At 32.8% G+C, this 16,010-nt stretch carries 13 protein-coding genes; 7 read left to right on the top strand and 6 right to left on the bottom strand.

Going from position 1 to position 16,010, the window contains the following annotated elements:
* Nucleotides 1–315: 315 nt before the first annotated feature.
* Nucleotides 316–3,600 (bottom strand): CUB domain-containing protein, encoded by a 3,285-nt coding sequence (locus ACKTTC_RS19375; protein WP_408041522.1) that lies wholly within the window; start codon nucleotides 3,598–3,600, stop codon nucleotides 316–318.
* A gap of 620 nt (nucleotides 3,601–4,220) precedes the next feature.
* Between ACKTTC_RS19375 and ACKTTC_RS19380 the strand changes: the two genes are divergently transcribed.
* Nucleotides 4,221–5,561 (top strand): alanine/glycine:cation symporter family protein, encoded by a 1,341-nt coding sequence (locus ACKTTC_RS19380; RefSeq protein ID WP_408041523.1) that lies wholly within the window; start codon nucleotides 4,221–4,223, stop codon nucleotides 5,559–5,561.
* 6 nt (nucleotides 5,562–5,567) lie between these two features.
* Here ACKTTC_RS19380 and ACKTTC_RS19385 read toward each other — a convergent pair whose 3' ends face one another.
* From ACKTTC_RS19385 to ACKTTC_RS19395, 3 genes are read right to left on the bottom strand one after another with little or no spacing between them, the layout of a single operon-like run.
* A complete protein-coding gene (locus ACKTTC_RS19385; RefSeq protein WP_408041524.1) occupies nucleotides 5,568–6,269 on the bottom strand; it encodes a M50 family metallopeptidase in 702 nt (233 codons plus the stop codon).
* Complete coding sequence (locus tag ACKTTC_RS19390; RefSeq protein WP_408041525.1) at nucleotides 6,270–6,884, bottom strand: FMN-binding negative transcriptional regulator; 615 nt, start codon at nucleotides 6,882–6,884, stop codon at nucleotides 6,270–6,272.
* A gap of 14 nt (nucleotides 6,885–6,898) precedes the next feature.
* The gene (locus ACKTTC_RS19395; RefSeq protein WP_408041526.1) at nucleotides 6,899–7,243 is read right to left on the bottom strand and encodes a HopJ type III effector protein; all 345 of its coding nucleotides are present in this window, start codon (nucleotides 7,241–7,243) and stop codon (nucleotides 6,899–6,901) included.
* Nucleotides 7,244–7,359: 116 nt separating this feature from the next.
* Here ACKTTC_RS19395 and aspS point away from each other — a divergent pair, with 116 nt between their 5' ends.
* From aspS to ACKTTC_RS19410, 3 genes are all read left to right on the top strand, one after another.
* Nucleotides 7,360–9,123: an aspartate--tRNA ligase gene (aspS, locus tag ACKTTC_RS19400; protein ID WP_408041527.1), complete on the top strand. Its 1,764-nt coding sequence runs from the start codon at nucleotides 7,360–7,362 to the stop codon at nucleotides 9,121–9,123.
* 121 nt (nucleotides 9,124–9,244) lie between these two features.
* Nucleotides 9,245–9,715, top strand: coding sequence for a DinB family protein (locus tag ACKTTC_RS19405; protein WP_408041528.1), 471 nt, complete (start codon nucleotides 9,245–9,247; stop codon nucleotides 9,713–9,715).
* A 3-nt stretch (nucleotides 9,716–9,718) separates the two neighbouring features.
* Nucleotides 9,719–10,408 carry an ArsR/SmtB family transcription factor gene (locus ACKTTC_RS19410; protein ID WP_408041529.1) on the top strand — a complete coding sequence of 230 codons (690 nt, stop codon included), beginning with the start codon at nucleotides 9,719–9,721 and terminating at the stop codon, nucleotides 10,406–10,408.
* On the opposite strand, the gene ACKTTC_RS19415 is transcribed toward ACKTTC_RS19410, so the two are convergent.
* Nucleotides 10,403–10,573, bottom strand: a complete 171-nt coding sequence (locus ACKTTC_RS19415) for a hypothetical protein (RefSeq protein ID WP_408041530.1) — start codon at nucleotides 10,571–10,573, stop codon at nucleotides 10,403–10,405. The two genes, ACKTTC_RS19410 and ACKTTC_RS19415, sit on opposite strands and share 6 nt — an antisense overlap.
* 244 nt (nucleotides 10,574–10,817) lie before the next feature.
* Between ACKTTC_RS19415 and ACKTTC_RS19420 the strand changes: the two genes are divergently transcribed.
* Both ACKTTC_RS19420 and ACKTTC_RS19425 read left to right on the top strand, forming a co-directional pair.
* Entirely contained in the window at nucleotides 10,818–11,354 is a 537-nt protein-coding gene (locus ACKTTC_RS19420; protein ID WP_408041531.1) for a hypothetical protein, read from the top strand.
* A complete protein-coding gene (locus ACKTTC_RS19425; RefSeq protein WP_408041532.1) occupies nucleotides 11,326–12,168 on the top strand; it encodes a tetratricopeptide repeat protein in 843 nt (280 codons plus the stop codon). Before ACKTTC_RS19420 ends, ACKTTC_RS19425 begins: the two co-directional genes overlap by 29 nt.
* Here the strand turns inward: ACKTTC_RS19425 and ACKTTC_RS19430 are convergent.
* The gene (locus ACKTTC_RS19430; protein ID WP_408041533.1) at nucleotides 12,139–13,158 is read right to left on the bottom strand and encodes a LacI family DNA-binding transcriptional regulator; all 1,020 of its coding nucleotides are present in this window, start codon (nucleotides 13,156–13,158) and stop codon (nucleotides 12,139–12,141) included. The genes ACKTTC_RS19425 and ACKTTC_RS19430 overlap by 30 nt on opposite strands.
* Before the next feature lie 144 nt (nucleotides 13,159–13,302).
* Between ACKTTC_RS19430 and ACKTTC_RS19435 the strand changes: the two genes are divergently transcribed.
* Nucleotides 13,303–15,969 carry a TonB-dependent receptor gene (locus ACKTTC_RS19435; RefSeq protein ID WP_408041534.1) on the top strand — a complete coding sequence of 889 codons (2,667 nt, stop codon included), beginning with the start codon at nucleotides 13,303–13,305 and terminating at the stop codon, nucleotides 15,967–15,969.
* Nucleotides 15,970–16,010: the final 41 nt, after the last annotated feature.

The following is a 16,010-nucleotide window of genomic DNA, read 5'->3' on the forward strand; positions in this document are numbered from 1 at the left end:
CGATTTTACGAAAAAATCATAATAACTACTTTAGGTTTATTAAAATGGTCGCCAAAAATATATTTATTACACATTAAATGCAAACAAAATGTTAATTTTATGTTATTTTTACTTTAAATATCACTTCAGAAATAATTGTTGTTCTAAACAATTAACCTCTCAATTTTATCATTAACCATAACTAAATAAAGTGCTGTAAAAGCAATGAGTATTTTGTAAATTGAAGTAGTGTTTTTAGTAATTTTAAAATATAAAAATTATAAAAAAGCCCGAGCAAAATGCCCGAGCTTATTAGTAGTTATTGTGTAATTGGGATTACTTCTTAATAAACTTTTTTGTTAAAGTTTTCTCTCCGTTATTTACTTCAAGTACATAAATACCAGATTCTAAAATAGAAACATTTATTTCTTCTTTTAAATCTCCTTTTTGAACTGCTTGTCCTAAAGTATTTAGTACTCTATAAGTTGCTTTATCAATTCCTAAAGCTCTTACAAATAACGTATTTCCTTCAACTGGGTTTGGATATACTGTTACGTTTTCAAATAATTCGTTACTAGCAGATGTATTAAACTCAGAATTTGATGCTGCTGTTGTATAACTTGCTGCCCATCCTGTACTTGTTACAGATCTATCTGATGTAAATCTTACGAACATCGCTCCACCTGTAGAAGTTATCGCTGCTGGTACTGAAGCTCCTGAAAAACTTCCTAATTCTCTTGCATTGGCATCTGTTCCATCGAAAACTGTTACAACATCGTAACGATTTTCTGTATTGAAACGACTAAAGTTTAAAGTTACTCTGTTTCCGCTTGTTGGTCTAATTAACCAAGTACAGTTTCTGTTATTAGTATAGTTACTGCTAGTTGCACTACCATCTGTAAAAGAACCATTATTTGCCGTTAATGTTACTCCTCCATCACAAGGATCACCTGCTGCTACTTCATTTGACACATAACTTGCTGACCATCCTGCTGCATTAACAGAACCATCTGATGTAAACTTAACAAATAATGTATTTCCTGTAGAAGTTACTGCAGCTGGTATTGAAGTTCCTGAAAAACTTCCTAATTCTCTTGCATTAGCATTTGCTCCATCATATACTGTTACTTCATCATAATTTCTTTCTGTATTAAAGCTATCAAAACTTAAAGTAACTGTTCCTCCGTTTGAAGGTCTAATTAACCATGAACAATTTCTATTATCTGCATAGTTGCTATTTCCACTACCATCTGTAAATGAACCACTATCTGCTGTTAAAGTTGCTCCTCCATCACAAGGATCTGATGCTGGTGGTGTAACTGCTAGAGTCCTAAATGTTACAGAACCTCCTGCTGATTCATTTCCAGCTGCATCTTTTGCTCTAATTGAGAATGTATAACTTCTATCTGCAACCAATCCTGTAAGATCAACTGTAGTACCTTCTCTAGAGCCTAGATTACTTGTTCCTCGGTAAATATCATAACCAGTAACTCCAACATTATCTGTAGAAGCTGTCCAACTAAGTGTTGCTGTGGTTTGCGTTATTTCAGTAGCCGTAACATTAGTAGGTACTGAAGGCGCTTGCGTATCTACATTTGCTACTGTAGATGTATAACTTGCAGACCATCCTGCTGCGTTTATAGAACCGTCAGATGTAAACTTAACATACATTGCATTACCCGTAGATGTTACAGCTGCTGGTCTAGATGTACCAGAAAACTCTCCTAATTCAGTTGCGCTATCATTCGCTCCGTCGTAAACTCTTACAAAATCGTAACCACTTTCAGTATTAAAACTGTCAAAGTTTAACGTTACTGTACCTCCATTTTCTGGTCTAATTAACCAAGTACAGTTTCTATTATCTGCGTAGTTACTATTTCCACTTCCATCTGCAAAAGAACCATTATTTGCAGTTAAAGTTGCTCCTCCATCGCAAGGATTAGCAGCAACCGGTGCTCCTCCTGCTAAACCAGTAACTATTAATGAGAAATTTTGACTTCCGCCAGTTAAATTTCCTTTGTGTGTTACTGTAATTGTATATCTTCCTGATGCATTTGAAATATCAACTCTTTCATATGGATCTACATTATTATCTCGTCTTGCACTAGTTGTAGGGCTAGTTAATTCATAAGGCATGTATGTATTTCCATCTTTTGTAATTCTTATATCTAAATCATTTACTAATACAGCATTTGCAGCATTTGCAGCTGTAGCTTCTGTAATAGCTGTACCAGGTCTATCTGTCCATGAAATTGAAGCTAAAAGTGGACTAGTTCCATCTGAATCAACTTCAATTGAGTAAGAATCTCCTCCATTTAATGTTAACTCTTCAATTCTAGATTGAGTTCCTCTATTAGTAATAGTTTGAGCTGCTTTTTTAGCATTTAACAGTCCCCAACCAAAAACAGCATCCGGACCAGCAGCACCTGCATCATCTGCAGTATGTAACGCTAAACCTTTTAGTGTAGCTGCTCTCATAAAAGCATTATGAGTATTATTATTATGTTGTTGTAATAATAATAACGAACCAGCTACATTAGGTGAAGCCATAGAAGTACCTGTAATAGTTGCATAAGCAGTATTACTATTTTGGTAAGTAGAATATACATTAGTTCCGTTACCCGTAATATCTGGTTTGATACGCATATCATCTGTTGGCCCCTCACTACTACTTGAGTTAATTACTACGGCAATTAAATTACCATTAGCATCAACATTAGCATCTTGAGCATTTGCTACCACTAAGTTATTTTTAGAAGTTGAATGTCCTGTTAATTTGTCCCATCCTCTTCCTCCTGTAGGATTAGCATTTGCAGCATCGTCTCTACCATCGTTACCCGCTGCAACTACCATTAAGTAATTAGGAGCATTAAACATTATTTCATCCCAAGCACGAGATTCTTCTATGTATCCTCCAAAAAAGTATTGAGGTAACCATACTTGACCTGTGTCTGGATTTCTAAAAGAGAATCCATAAGAGTGATTTGAAACTAACATTCCATTTCCTGTTGCTGCTGTAGCCTCTGCTTTATCGCTAGTCCAATCATAACCTACAGCTCTTGCATAAGGAGCCATTCCTTTTGCTCTTGCTTCTACACCTGATGAAATGATAGTACCTGTAACGTGCGCAGCATGCGAATCTAAAGAATTACTATTATCTCCTACAGAAAAACGATTTCTTCCTCCCGCTCCATCGTATTCTTGATGAGAGGCTCTAGCAATTCCTCCATCCCATACGTGTGCAGTCATACCTTGTCCGTTTAGATCTAATCCTAATGATCCACCAGAATTTAAATGATTTGTTCTTGTAGACCTAGCAGCATCTGCATTAAAAGTTGTATAATAAATAGGCTTTCCATTTACTACTTTTTGCAACTCTAATAAACGACCGTCTTTAGTGGTAATTTTTGTCTTCCATCCTTTTCTATTTGCTAATGCAAATGCTTCTTTTTTATCGGAGGTTGATTTTGTTAATAATTCTTTTTCTAATGTTTGAAGCTTTGACAAATTGTATTTATTACGAATTTGTTCTACTTGTTTCTTTGTTTGTGCTGTTGCATTTAGGGAAAAAAGCACAAACGCTACTGGAAGAAAGAGTCTTCCATAGTAACTGTTTTTCATTTTTTAAAGGGTTTAAATTTGGTTGATTTCTTCGACTTCATATTTTTTCGAAAAAACCACAATAACTACTATACTTTTATTAAATAGGGCGCCAAAAGTATATTTTCAATGAAGTATATGCAAACATTCTGTTAATTTAGCATTACTTTAACACTGGTAAATTTTTAACAGACTACCGCTTAGTTTATAACCATTATTCATAGCAATAAACATTAAAAAAGTTAAATAAAATTATTAAATCACTAGTTTCAAGACTACTATCTACACATCAACTTTAACACTAGTAAAAAAACACAGTATTTTATCGATTAAAACACTACAATTTAACGTAATTCTATGACAGTTCGTCGAACAAAAAACACATTTGAACGACAGCTATCTACTCAAATCAGACTTTACAATTATCTTGCTGATATAATCCCTAATTTCTAAAGGCGTCTTAATTTCATTATCCCTGTGTAATTTTAGTTAAGATGTTTTTTTATGCTCTTTTTTAAATATCAGAATACTATCTATGCTATTTAAATTACTTTACTTGTAAAAAACAAACTTCATTTAACTTGTTCTAGCTTCTGTATTTCATATTTTTGAGTATGATATTTTTAAACCTACATGATGCGGTGGCACAATTTTCCTCTTGGATTTGGGGAATTCCTTTATTAATCTTATTAATTGGTGGCGGCTTTTTTCTTTTTGTTTATTCTGGACTTGTTCCTTTTCGATATTTAGGGCATGCTGTAAATATTTTAAGAGGAAAATACGACAAACACAATTCTCCAGGAGATTTATCGCATTATGAAGCTTTATCATCTGCAATTGCTGCAACCGTAGGAATGGGAAATATTAGTGGTGTTGCTATTGCAATTGCTACTGGAGGTCCAGGCGCTATTTTTTGGATGTGGATGAGTGCTTTTGTAGGTATGGCAACAAAGTTTTTTACTTGTAGTTTGGCTATTATGTATAGAGGTAAAGATGAAGAAGGTAATATTAAAGGAGGTCCTATGTATGTAATTACTGAAGGTTTAGGAAAACAATGGAAACCTTTGGCTATTTTCTTTGCAGCTGCAGGATTGATTGGTACGTTACCTGCTTTTCAAGCAAATCAACTTACCCAAACATTAATTGATGTTTTTCAAGTAAAAGAAAGTAATGTTTTAACTTCTAAATTTCTTTTAGGAATTACAATTGCAATTATTACTTCACTCGTTATTTTTGGTGGTATTAAAAGAATTGGAAAAGTAGCTGCTAAGATGGTTCCAATGATGGTTGTTATTTACCTTGTTACTGTATTAACCATCTTATTTTTAAAGTTTGATCAAATCCCTACTATTTTTTCTTTAATTTTTGATGATGCTTCTTCGGGACGTGCTGTTTTAGGTGGCGCACTAGGAACGGTAATTATTACAGGAATCAAAAGAGCTGCTTTTTCTAATGAAGCTGGTATTGGTACCGCTCCAATGATGCATGGAACTGCAAAAACAAACGAGCCTATTCGTGAAGGTTTGGTGGCCATGTTAGGACCTGCTATTGATACGTTATTAGTTTGCACATTAACGGCATTAGCTATACTTGCATCTGGAGTGTGGCAAAATTTCGAAGGTAATGGAATTTCACTAACTCTTTCTTCTTTTGACAATGTTTTACCTTATGGATTAGGAAGCGTTATTTTAACTATTTGTGTGTTGATTTTTGCATTTTCTACATTGTTTACATATTCTTTTTATGGATATTCTTGCTTAAGTTTTTTAACCAATACTAAAACTGGAAAATATTACAACTACATATACATTATAACCATTGTAATTGCTTCAGTAATTAAACTTGATTTTGTCATTAATTTAATAGATAGCGGCTATGCTTTAATGGCTATTCCTACAGTTATATCTACCTTAATTTTAGCTCCTAAAGTTAAGAAAGCTGCAAATGATTATTTTTTAAAATTAAAAAACAACAAGCTATAGCTACTTTCATCTTTTAAAATAAAAACGAATACTTTTCCATAGCATAAAAGCACTAATTAATAAAATAAAAGTTCCCCACATCCAATAGGTTCCAAAACTGTTTTCTGCGATTGCCTGTGTATCTGAAATATGAATGGTTCCATTTCTTTCAAATTGTTTCGTAAACAAGTAATCTATTTGTAAATAAGTACTCAAAATAGACTGAAGTCCGAGGAATAAAACTGTAATTACCTCTACTTTTTTATTTTTTAGAAACGTAACTCCTATAAAGAAAATAGCAAATGCTCCTAAAACAATTATTCCCCAAAAAGAGCGAATCCAAAGTAATAAGGATATTATAATAACTGCCGTGAGTATTCTTAATAATATTGCAGCATATTTTGTAGATTTTGCTGAAATAATTAGTGTTGCACCTGCTATTGCTGGACCTAATAATCCTCCTGCAGCAGCTAATGCTTTACCTGATGGAATAGATATAAATTTGTTTGTAAGTGTAAAATAAGCCACACCACCTCCATTTTCATAAATTTCTAAATACTTAAAATCTCCACCAATAAACAAAGCCGTTAATCCATGACCCATTTCATGAAACCAAGTTCCCAATAATCGAAAAGGATATTGTATTTGTCCAAAATGGGGTAATTGTAATAACAGAAAAATGAGTACTGCTATTATTAATACGGTATAATCAAGTTTTTTAGAAATCAATTATTTAATTCTTTTTTTCATTTCAAATGCCAACTTTGTATTTCCTCGCTGCTCTAATTGAGTAATTACATTTGCATAACTTTCTTTATCTAGTCCTTGACTTAATTTGAAAACGGTATCTAATTTATCTGCTTTAATTTCTATTCCCACAATATGCGGCATCCATTTTTCTGTATAGTCGTTAGATAAATTATCGTAAATCGTAGGTGAGTTTGTATTTCCTTCTTCATGAATTAATGTAAAACGTTTCATAAAAGTAACTAATTTTTCCCCTTCAAAGAAATGTACTTTTCCTTTAATATGTACACTCATATAATTCCAAGTAGATCCTTTGTGCGGATTTGCGCACCAAGAAGCACTTACATACCCTTGTGGACCAGAAAACACTATTAAAACATCTGGATTTTCTTTAAATGCTTTACAATGATCTGTATTTTTCATCACATGTCCAACTACATATAAACCATCGTCTCTATCTTCTACCAAAAATGGAATTTGAGTAGCCACTGGTCTTCCATCTGAACCTACTCCAGTAATGAAAGCAAAAGGATACTCTTTTAAAAAGTCGAATATAACTTGTTGATCAGTTTCTTTGTATATCGGAACGTTGTACATATTTCGTATATCAATTACTTTTTAATAAGCGCTTCTTTTTCAAAAGACAATCCTTCAAATCCTGTTTTTATAAAATTACGAATATTTTGATGATCATTTCCTTCTGGGTTTTCTAATACATCTTTAAAATAATATTGCCCAAAACAAGCCAAGGTTTCCTCTTTTGTCAAACCTTCTTTTATAGCAAATGAAAACACTTTACAAGAACCTTGATTTTGACCTACTTCGTTCTTTATATCTCCATTTACAAACGCAGAAGGTGTGAATTCATATAATACTTCTATTACTTTCATTGTTTCTGAAAAATCAATATTTGTAGGATTGTTTTGTAATTTATCTTTGAATTTTTGTAATATCATTTTGTATCTGTTTATCTATACAAAGTAATTGATTTACCCCCTTAAAAACTAACTTACAGTAATTTTTCACAAACTAACAATTATAGTTAAATTTGCCATCTAAAAATTATCAAAAAATGTACAGATCGCATTCTTGCGGTGAGTTAAGAGCATCGCATATAAATACTGAGGTTACCCTAGCTGGTTGGGTTCAAAAATCAAGAGATAAAGGTTTTATGATTTGGGTTGATTTACGAGACCGTTATGGAATTACTCAGTTAATTTTTGATGAGGAGCGTACACCAAAAGAGATTATTGAAAAAGCAAAAACGTTAGGTAGAGAGTTTGTAGTTCAGATAAAAGGAACTGTGATCGAACGTCAATCTAAAAACCCAAATATTCCTACAGGAGATATTGAAGTTTTGGTTTCTGAATTAACCATTTTAAACGAAGCTAAATTACCACCGTTTACTATTGAAAATGAAACTGATGGAGGAGAGGATATTCGAATGAAATATCGTTATTTAGATATTCGTCGTAATCCTGTAAAAGACAGTTTATTATTCCGTCACAAAGTATCGATGGAAGTTCGTAAATATTTATCAGACAAAGGGTTTATTGATGTAGAAACTCCATATTTAATTAAATCTACTCCAGAAGGTGCACGTGATTTCTTAGTACCTTCTCGTATGAATGCTGGACAGTTTTATGCATTACCACAATCGCCTCAAACTTTTAAACAGTTATTAATGGTAGGAGGAATTGATAAATACTTCCAAATTGTAAAATGTTTTAGAGACGAAGATTTACGTGCCGATCGTCAGCCTGAGTTTACACAAATAGACTGCGAAATGTCTTTTGTAGAGCAAGAAGATATTTTAGAAGTATTTGAAGGAATGACCCGTCATTTATTAAAAGAAATTAATGGTGTTGACGTAGCTAAATTCCCAAGAATGCAATACGACGATGCTATGCGTTTATATGGAAACGACAAACCTGATATTCGTTTTGGAATGGAGTTTGGTGAGTTAAACGAAGTAGCACAACACAAAGATTTTAAAGTATTTAACAGTGCTGAGTTAGTAGTTGGAATTGCGGTTCCAGGTGCAGCTTCTTACACTAGAAAAGAAATAGATAAGTTAATAGACTGGGTAAAGCGTCCGCAAGTAGGAGCTTTAGGAATGGTATATGTAAAGTGTAATGAAGACGGAAGTTTTAAATCATCTGTAGATAAATTCTACGATCAAGAAGATTTAGCTAAATGGGCTGAAGTTACTGGCGCAAAACCAGGAGATTTAATTTGTGTATTATCTGGAAACACCAATAAAGTACGTGCACAATTAAGTGCCTTACGTATGGAAATGGCAGAGCGTTTAGGTTTACGTAAACCAGATGAATTTGCTCCATTATGGGTTGTAGATTTCCCATTATTAGAGCTTGATGAGGAAACAGGACATTACCATGCAATGCACCATCCATTTACATCACCAAAGCCTGGTCAAATTGAATTATTAGATACAGATCCAGGAGCTGTAAAAGCAAATGCATACGATTTGGTTTTAAACGGAAACGAAATTGGAGGTGGATCTATTCGTATTCACGATAAGGAAACACAAGCTATTATGTTTAAGCATTTAGGGTTTACTGAAGAAGAAGCAAGAGCTCAGTTTGGTTTCTTAATGGATGCTTTTGAATATGGAGCACCACCACATGGAGGTTTAGCTTTTGGTTTAGATAGATTAGTAGCAATTTTAGGTGGACAAGAAACGATTCGTGATTTTATTGCTTTCCCTAAAAATAATTCTGGTAGAGATGTAATGATTGATGCACCTGCTACGATTGATAATGCACAATTACAAGAATTGAGTATTCAATTAGATATTCAAGAACAAGAAGCATAGTCTTCTTCAACATATAATATTCAAAATCCCATTTTTATTTAGAAATGGGATTTTTTTATACTTCATTTTAAAATGAAGTATTCCTCAAAACGCATCTCTAGTTTTGCTAAAAACCTAGATAATGAAAGCGACAGAAATAGTTTTATTAAATTTTAAAGAAACTAGACGAAGAAGTGTTAACTTATGGAAAGGAATTCCTTCTGAATTTTTACATTGGAAGCCCGATCTAGATGCTATGAGTTGTATTGAAATGGTGAGACATGTACTAGAAGCAGAACATTTATTTCATACAATTATTAAAAATAGAGGTAATTTAGGTTCGTATGTTTCTCCATGGAATGATTTACCTTTTACCAATATTAATGATGAGATTTTATTTTCAAAACCATATCAATTAGCCTTTTACAATATGATTGCATCTTTAAAAAATATAGATTTACAGAATATTATTATCCGAAGAAGTGAAGTAAACCAGGTAAAGACTTTAGGCGACTATTTGAATAGAATGGTATATCATGAAGCCGTTCATACTGGACAACTTTTAGCTTATCTGAGAACTCTACAACATCAACGACCTCTAATCTGGGACTAGCGTATGGAAAATTTAGAACACGATTTTAGTGAAATTGCTGCTTTGATAGGAGATAAAGCAAGAGCCATTATGTTATGGAATTTATTAGATGGGAGAGCTTATACTGCCACAGAATTAGCTAATTGTGCTGAAATTTCTTTACAATCAGCTAGTAATCATTTAGCGAAACTATTACAAAAAAACATACTTTCAGTTGCCAAACAAGGAAGACATCGGTATTATAAATTTAGTTCTCCAGAAGTTGCACAAGTAATAGAGTCTATGGCAAGTTTACTGTCTTTACAAAAAGATTATAAACAAATAAAACAACCTAAAGCATCTTCTTTTACATATGCCAGAACTTGCTATCATCATTTAGCGGGCGAAGTTGGTGTAAAAATTACCAATGCATTATGCGCTAAAGGAATTATTTCTTTAGAAAATGAAAATTTTGTATTAAGTGATTTTGGAATACAGTGGTTTACTAAATTAGGAATTCAAGTAGAAATACTTCAGCAACAAAAACGCTCTTTTGCTCATCCTTGCTTAGACTGGAGTGAACGAAAATATCATTTAGCTGGTGCACTAGGTGATGCTTTTTTTTACTTTATGCTTCAAGAAGATTGGTTTAGAAAGCACAAAAACTCTAGATCACTTACCCTTACTGCTAAAGGTAAGCAACAATTAAAAGTACTTTTGGATATAGAATTATAACAAAGAATCCTTATTAACAACTCCCTTTTTATCTGTAAAGAGTTTTATTCCTCTGTATAATAAAAATAGAATAACTGTATACGACAAAAAGTTTATCGTTATAAAAGCCATTGTTTCCATTTCAAATACAGCGGTATCTCTACCTAATCCTATTATTTCAAACATTTCACTTTTAATGCCTGGCGAGAAAAGTAAAATCCCTCCCCCAATAATATATATCGCTCCCAAAATCCTCCTAAACATATGTATAAGTTAGTAATAGATTCCTTCTTTTTAATCAAAAAATAGACGAAATGAAAACTTGTATCGATTAGTAGTACATACATTCTTTCTTCCTGTTTGTACATTAAACTTATACTTTCAGAAATACACATGTAGTAAAACATTGCGTTTTCATTACATTTAATCAATGAAAAACAGAAAAATTCTAAAAATAGTTCTCTACTCCATAGGAATTCTTCTCTTATTTTTTGCGAGGTTTTTTTATTTATCTAACCCAAAATATGTTCCTTCAAAAAATAAATTTACAGAAAGAGTTGCTTATATTGATTCAGAAAAAGCATTGCTTTCTGAAGGTTTTGAAACCTGTAGCACGATAATGTTTGATTATTATAATCCTGAACGGGCTACATACAGCGAAGGAAAAAATGGGTTGCGTAAATTCATTTTATCAAATTATAAAAATAAATCTTATAACGAGTCAGGATACTTACACATCCGTTTTATAATTAATTGCAAAGGTGAAGCAGGTTGCTATATAATACATGAAAACAATCTTAATTTAGAACCTAAAGAATTCAACAAAGATTTAGTAGACCAACTTTTCAAGCTAACTACTCAATTAAAAAAATGGAATCCAAATGTTGTTAGTGGGAAAAAAAGAGATAGTTACATGTACATATCATATAAAATAGAAAATGGAAACATTACAGAGATTATACCTTAGCTTACTGCTTATTCTTTTTTTAGTGAGTTGTGAAACAAAAAAGGAAAAAATAGAAAAAGCAGCTAATTTTGGTTTTAGCTTTTACCAAGGAAAACCAGAACACATGAATGCTTTTGCATACGCTCTTGAATTAGATTCTACAAATGCTGAATATTGGCGAGAGCTTTCTGTAACTTACCTCAAAAGGGGAATACCACATATTTGGAAAAAGTATATAGACAAAGCCGTAGCATTAAACCCCGAAGTTTGGCAAGGCTACAGAGGTTACAACTACCTATGGTTTTACAGAGATTATAGAAAAGCAATTGAAGATTTTGATGCTGTAAATGCATTGACTCCTAATTTTACAGATGCTCCGCAAGGACATAGTGTTGATTATTGGAAAGGAATTGCTTATTTAGGATTGAAAGAATACAACAATGCTATACAGTCGTTCGATAAATATATTGCAGAAGAAACGGAAAATTTTGGTGTTGACCTTATAGAAGTAACTACATACTTATACAAAGGAATTGTGTATTATGAGCTACAAGATTTTGACAAAGCAATAGAAAACTTTAACTTGCTCTTGCAGTATTCTTACAATACTTATGGAGATGGGAAATATTATTTAGCTCTAATTTATAAACAACAAGGAAAACTAAAAGAAGCTAAACAATTAGCAAATGATGCATTAAAAGACTACAAAGATGGTTATGTAAATCAGCGTCCATATGTAGAAAGTATGAGAGAATTGTATTTAGAAGACTACGAGCAACTTATTAATCAATTAAATAATTCTACACTACAAGAACGTAGAAGCTCTAATAATTAAGTTTGTTTTAATTTCAATAGACTTACTTGAAAACGACTCTTCATTTGAGTCTATTTCTTTAATCATGTGCTGCATTGCCAACTTTCCAATTCTATTTCCTGGCTGATTTACTGTGGTTAAATTGGGTTCTATAATTGTTGAATGTGCAGAATTACTAAATCCAACCACAGCGACCTCATCTGGAACTGTTATTTTAAACTTCTTCAATGTTTTTATCACACCAATAGCAAAAGCATCCGTAATACAAAAAATAGCATCTGGACGTTCTTTTAAACAAAGTAACTCTCTTGCCAATCTTTTTCCTTCGTTTATAGAAGAGTCATCTGTACTTAATATCAAATCTTCATCAATAGGAATATTGTGCTTTTGTAATGCCTGTAAATAACCTTCATACCGCTTTTCAGAATTATACGAATCTTCTCGTTCTTTAATAATTGCAATTCGTTTTTTTCCTATGTTTATTAAATGCTCTACAGCATTTGCTGCTGCTGCAACTTCGTTTATTACAATTTGAGTACATGGTATTTTACTAGAAACTTTATCGAACAAAATTAACGGTCTCTTTTTTAGAGCATGTAACATAGGGCTAATATCCCTAGTGTGTTTTGATAGTGCCATTAAAATCCCCTCCACACCAAATTGTAACATGGTATGTAATACTTCCTTTTCTTTTGCGGGATTATTATTTGTTTCTGTAATAATGGTAGTATAGTTTGTTTTTTCTGCTTCTAACAAAATTCCTTTTAAAATAGTTGCCGTAAAAGAATGCGCTACACTAGGAACTATAATTCCAATAATATTTGTTTTATGTTTCCGAAAACCTTTTGCGAGAATATTAGGTACATAATGTAATCTTTCTGCTTCTCTTTTTACCTTACGTTTGGTCTCGTCACTTATATCTACATGATTATTTAATGCCCTTGAAACTGTTGATATAGATAAATTTAGACTCGTAGCTATCTGTTTTAACGTAGTTGTTTCTTTCTTCATTCAGTAAATACAATTACAAATTTCCATTAAATTTACATTGCAAACGTTCCCGCAAACGTTTGCATTAACTTTTCGTAAAAATACCGTAAAAAAAATAAACATCTATCAATAATTTTACAGTATAACAAACTAATTCATAATTTCATGAAAAAAGCATTTCTAATCTTACTGTCTTTTTATGGTTTTATTTCCATAGCGCAAACAACTATAAAAGGAACAGTAAAAGACAAACAAGGAGAGCCAATTCCTGGAGTGAATGTTATTCTTGAAGGTACTACTGCAGGAGCTTCTACAGATTTTGACGGAAACTTTACCTTGGTAACTTCCTTAACAGGAACTCAAACATTAAGAGCCTCATTTCTTGGATACAATCCCTATAGTGAAGTAATCACTCTAAATGGTGACACTCTTCAAAAAGATATTATTTTAGAAGAAGGAGGAGACGTTTTAGACGAAGTAGTACTTACAGCATCTAGTACATTTAGATCTCAAAAAAACGCTCCTTTATCTATAAGTTCGTTAAAACAAAAAGAAATCACTAAACTTTCTGCAAATAGCCAAGCAGATATTATTAGAAGCGTACCTGGGGTTACTGCAGAAGGTGGTGGTGGTGAAACAGCAACCAATGTATTTGTTAGAGGTTTACCTTCTGGCGGACAATATGTATTCAATCCTTTACAATACGATGGAATGCCTTTAATGAGTACGTTTGGTCTCAATTCATCTGCGCATGATGTATATGCAAGACCAGATATTGGATTTAAAGGTTTTGAATTTGTACGCGGTGGTGCCGCTGTATTATACGGCGCAGGTTCTGTTGCTGGAATTCTAAATTATACAAGTAAAACGGGCGATACAGATGCAAACAATATTATTAACGTTGAATGGGCTAATAAAGGGCGTGTAAAAACAGACTTCTACACAGGTGGTCGTTTAGGTGGTGAAGATTCTAACACCTTCTATGCATTTACTGGTTTTGTAAGATATGACGAAGGACCAATTGTAACAGGTTTACCTACCAAAGGAGCTCAATTTAGAGGAAATATTAAAAAGAAGTTTGAAAAAGGTGCTATAACCATTCATGGACAATATATTAATGATAATGCACAGTTTTTCTTACCATTACCGTTAGATGGAGCTACACGTTCTAGATTAAATGGAAACGATGGAGAAGAAGTATTTCAATTACTTTCTGGAGAATTAGCCAATGTTTCCTTTAGAACTCCAGGAGGAGTTTACGAAAGTCCTATTGAAGATGGTGTATCTACTAAAGGTGGTTATGTACTTACTGATTTTAATTATGATTTTAATGATGACTTAAAGTTGAAATCTAAAATTCGCTTTGCTGAATATGAACATAATTTTGCGTTATATATTGGTGGAAATGGAGCTAACAACAATCCAATTACGTTAAACGAATATGTAAATAACGTAGCACCAGGAAACACAAGTTTTGTAGCAACTTATCAAGGAAGTACAGAAACTGTTAATGGTAACGATTTAGTACTTGATAATTTACACATAGATCGTTTAAGACCCATGACAGATTATGCTGGAGAATTAGCTTTAGTTAAAAAAATTACTACAGATAATGGAAGCCACTCTATTACTTTAGGTACTTTTTTAGCTAGAACAGAAGCAGAAGATGTAAACTTTCAATATCGTGTACTTTCTGAATTTAACAACAATCCTAAGTTGATTAACTTAAGTTATACAGATGCAGGAGGTAATAATGTAATTTATTCTCAAGGTGGTTTATACAATAGAATTGGTATGACTGCTAATAGATTCTTATCACAAAATAGAAGTGCCGTTTACCTAACAGATGAAATGGTATTTGATAAGTGGCGTTTTGATATTGGTTTCCGTATAGAATCTACAGATGGTGTATTTAATAATGGAAGCATTACAGAAGAACAAGTGTACGACAACCCTGAGTTAACTCCTGAGTTGGCCAATGTAAGATATGCAGACGGTACTTTTACAAGAGCAGCGGTTTCTGCAACAGATTGGGCTGTTTCTTTAGCAGGTTTATATGAAGTAAGTGAAAAAGTAAACTTATATGCTAACTTTTCTAAAGGATACTTCTTTCCGCAATTAAGAGGTTTTGCACCCATCTCAACAGGAGTAACAAATAGCAAATACGATTCTGAACAAATTATACAGTTTGAAGCAGGAGCAAAATACGGAAGCGAAAAACTTTCAGGATCTCTTGCAGCATACTATGTAGGTTTAAGCGATCGTATTAGAATTACACAAGGTTTTAGTGGAGGACAATTGGTAGACTTAACAAGGTCTGATCAAAATACAGCAACAGTAGGTATAGAGGCTAACTGGGATTATAAGTTTGTAGAAAACTTGAGTTTTAGAGGGACACTAACGTACCAAGAACACGAGATTACGAAAAATGTAGATCAAGATTTGGTAACTGGTGCTAGCACTACTATAAACGAAGGGAATAAACTAGCAAGACAACCTAATTTTATAACTTCATTAGGCTTGCATTTTGATAATAAGAAAGTAGACGGTGTTTTATCTTTAAACTACACTGGAAGCAAATTTGCAGCAGATAACAACCTTGTTGAATTAGATCCTATTTCAATTGTAAGAATTGGTGCAGGGTATACTATGGATTTAAATGAGGAAAAAGACAACCTTCGTTTAGGGTTCTCTGTATTTAATTTATTGGATACAGATGGGGTAACTGAAGGTGACCCGAGAAATGTAAATCAGGCTGGAGATGCAGAATTCTTCTTTGGTAGACCTATTTTACCTAGAAGATTATTCTTAACTGCAACCTTTAACTTTTAATGTATAATTTGTTAATAATCCCCTTCTAATTAAAAGCATTG

The sequence above is a fragment of the Tenacibaculum amylolyticum genome (assembly GCF_964511145.1).
In the GTDB taxonomy this organism is placed as follows: Bacteria; Bacteroidota; Bacteroidia; order Flavobacteriales; family Flavobacteriaceae; genus Polaribacter; species Polaribacter amylolyticum.

Coding starts and splice junctions, on each gene's coding strand:
- ACKTTC_RS19375 (WP_408041522.1), bottom strand. CDS start 3,600: ATGAAAAACAGTTACTATGGAAGACTCTTTCTTCCAGTAGCGTTTGTG.
- ACKTTC_RS19390 (WP_408041525.1), bottom strand. CDS start 6,884: ATGTACAACGTTCCGATATACAAAGAAACTGATCAACAAGTTATATTC.
- ACKTTC_RS19395 (WP_408041526.1), bottom strand. CDS start 7,243: ATGATATTACAAAAATTCAAAGATAAATTACAAAACAATCCTACAAAT.
- aspS (WP_408041527.1), top strand. CDS start 7,360: ATGTACAGATCGCATTCTTGCGGTGAGTTAAGAGCATCGCATATAAAT.
- ACKTTC_RS19405 (WP_408041528.1), top strand. CDS start 9,245: ATGAAAGCGACAGAAATAGTTTTATTAAATTTTAAAGAAACTAGACGA.
- ACKTTC_RS19410 (WP_408041529.1), top strand. CDS start 9,719: ATGGAAAATTTAGAACACGATTTTAGTGAAATTGCTGCTTTGATAGGA.
- ACKTTC_RS19415 (WP_408041530.1), bottom strand. CDS start 10,573: ATGTTTGAAATAATAGGATTAGGTAGAGATACCGCTGTATTTGAAATG.
- ACKTTC_RS19420 (WP_408041531.1), top strand. CDS start 10,818: ATGAAAAACAGAAAAATTCTAAAAATAGTTCTCTACTCCATAGGAATT.
- ACKTTC_RS19425 (WP_408041532.1), top strand. CDS start 11,326: ATGGAAACATTACAGAGATTATACCTTAGCTTACTGCTTATTCTTTTT.
- ACKTTC_RS19430 (WP_408041533.1), bottom strand. CDS start 13,158: ATGAAGAAAGAAACAACTACGTTAAAACAGATAGCTACGAGTCTAAAT.
- ACKTTC_RS19435 (WP_408041534.1), top strand. CDS start 13,303: ATGAAAAAAGCATTTCTAATCTTACTGTCTTTTTATGGTTTTATTTCC.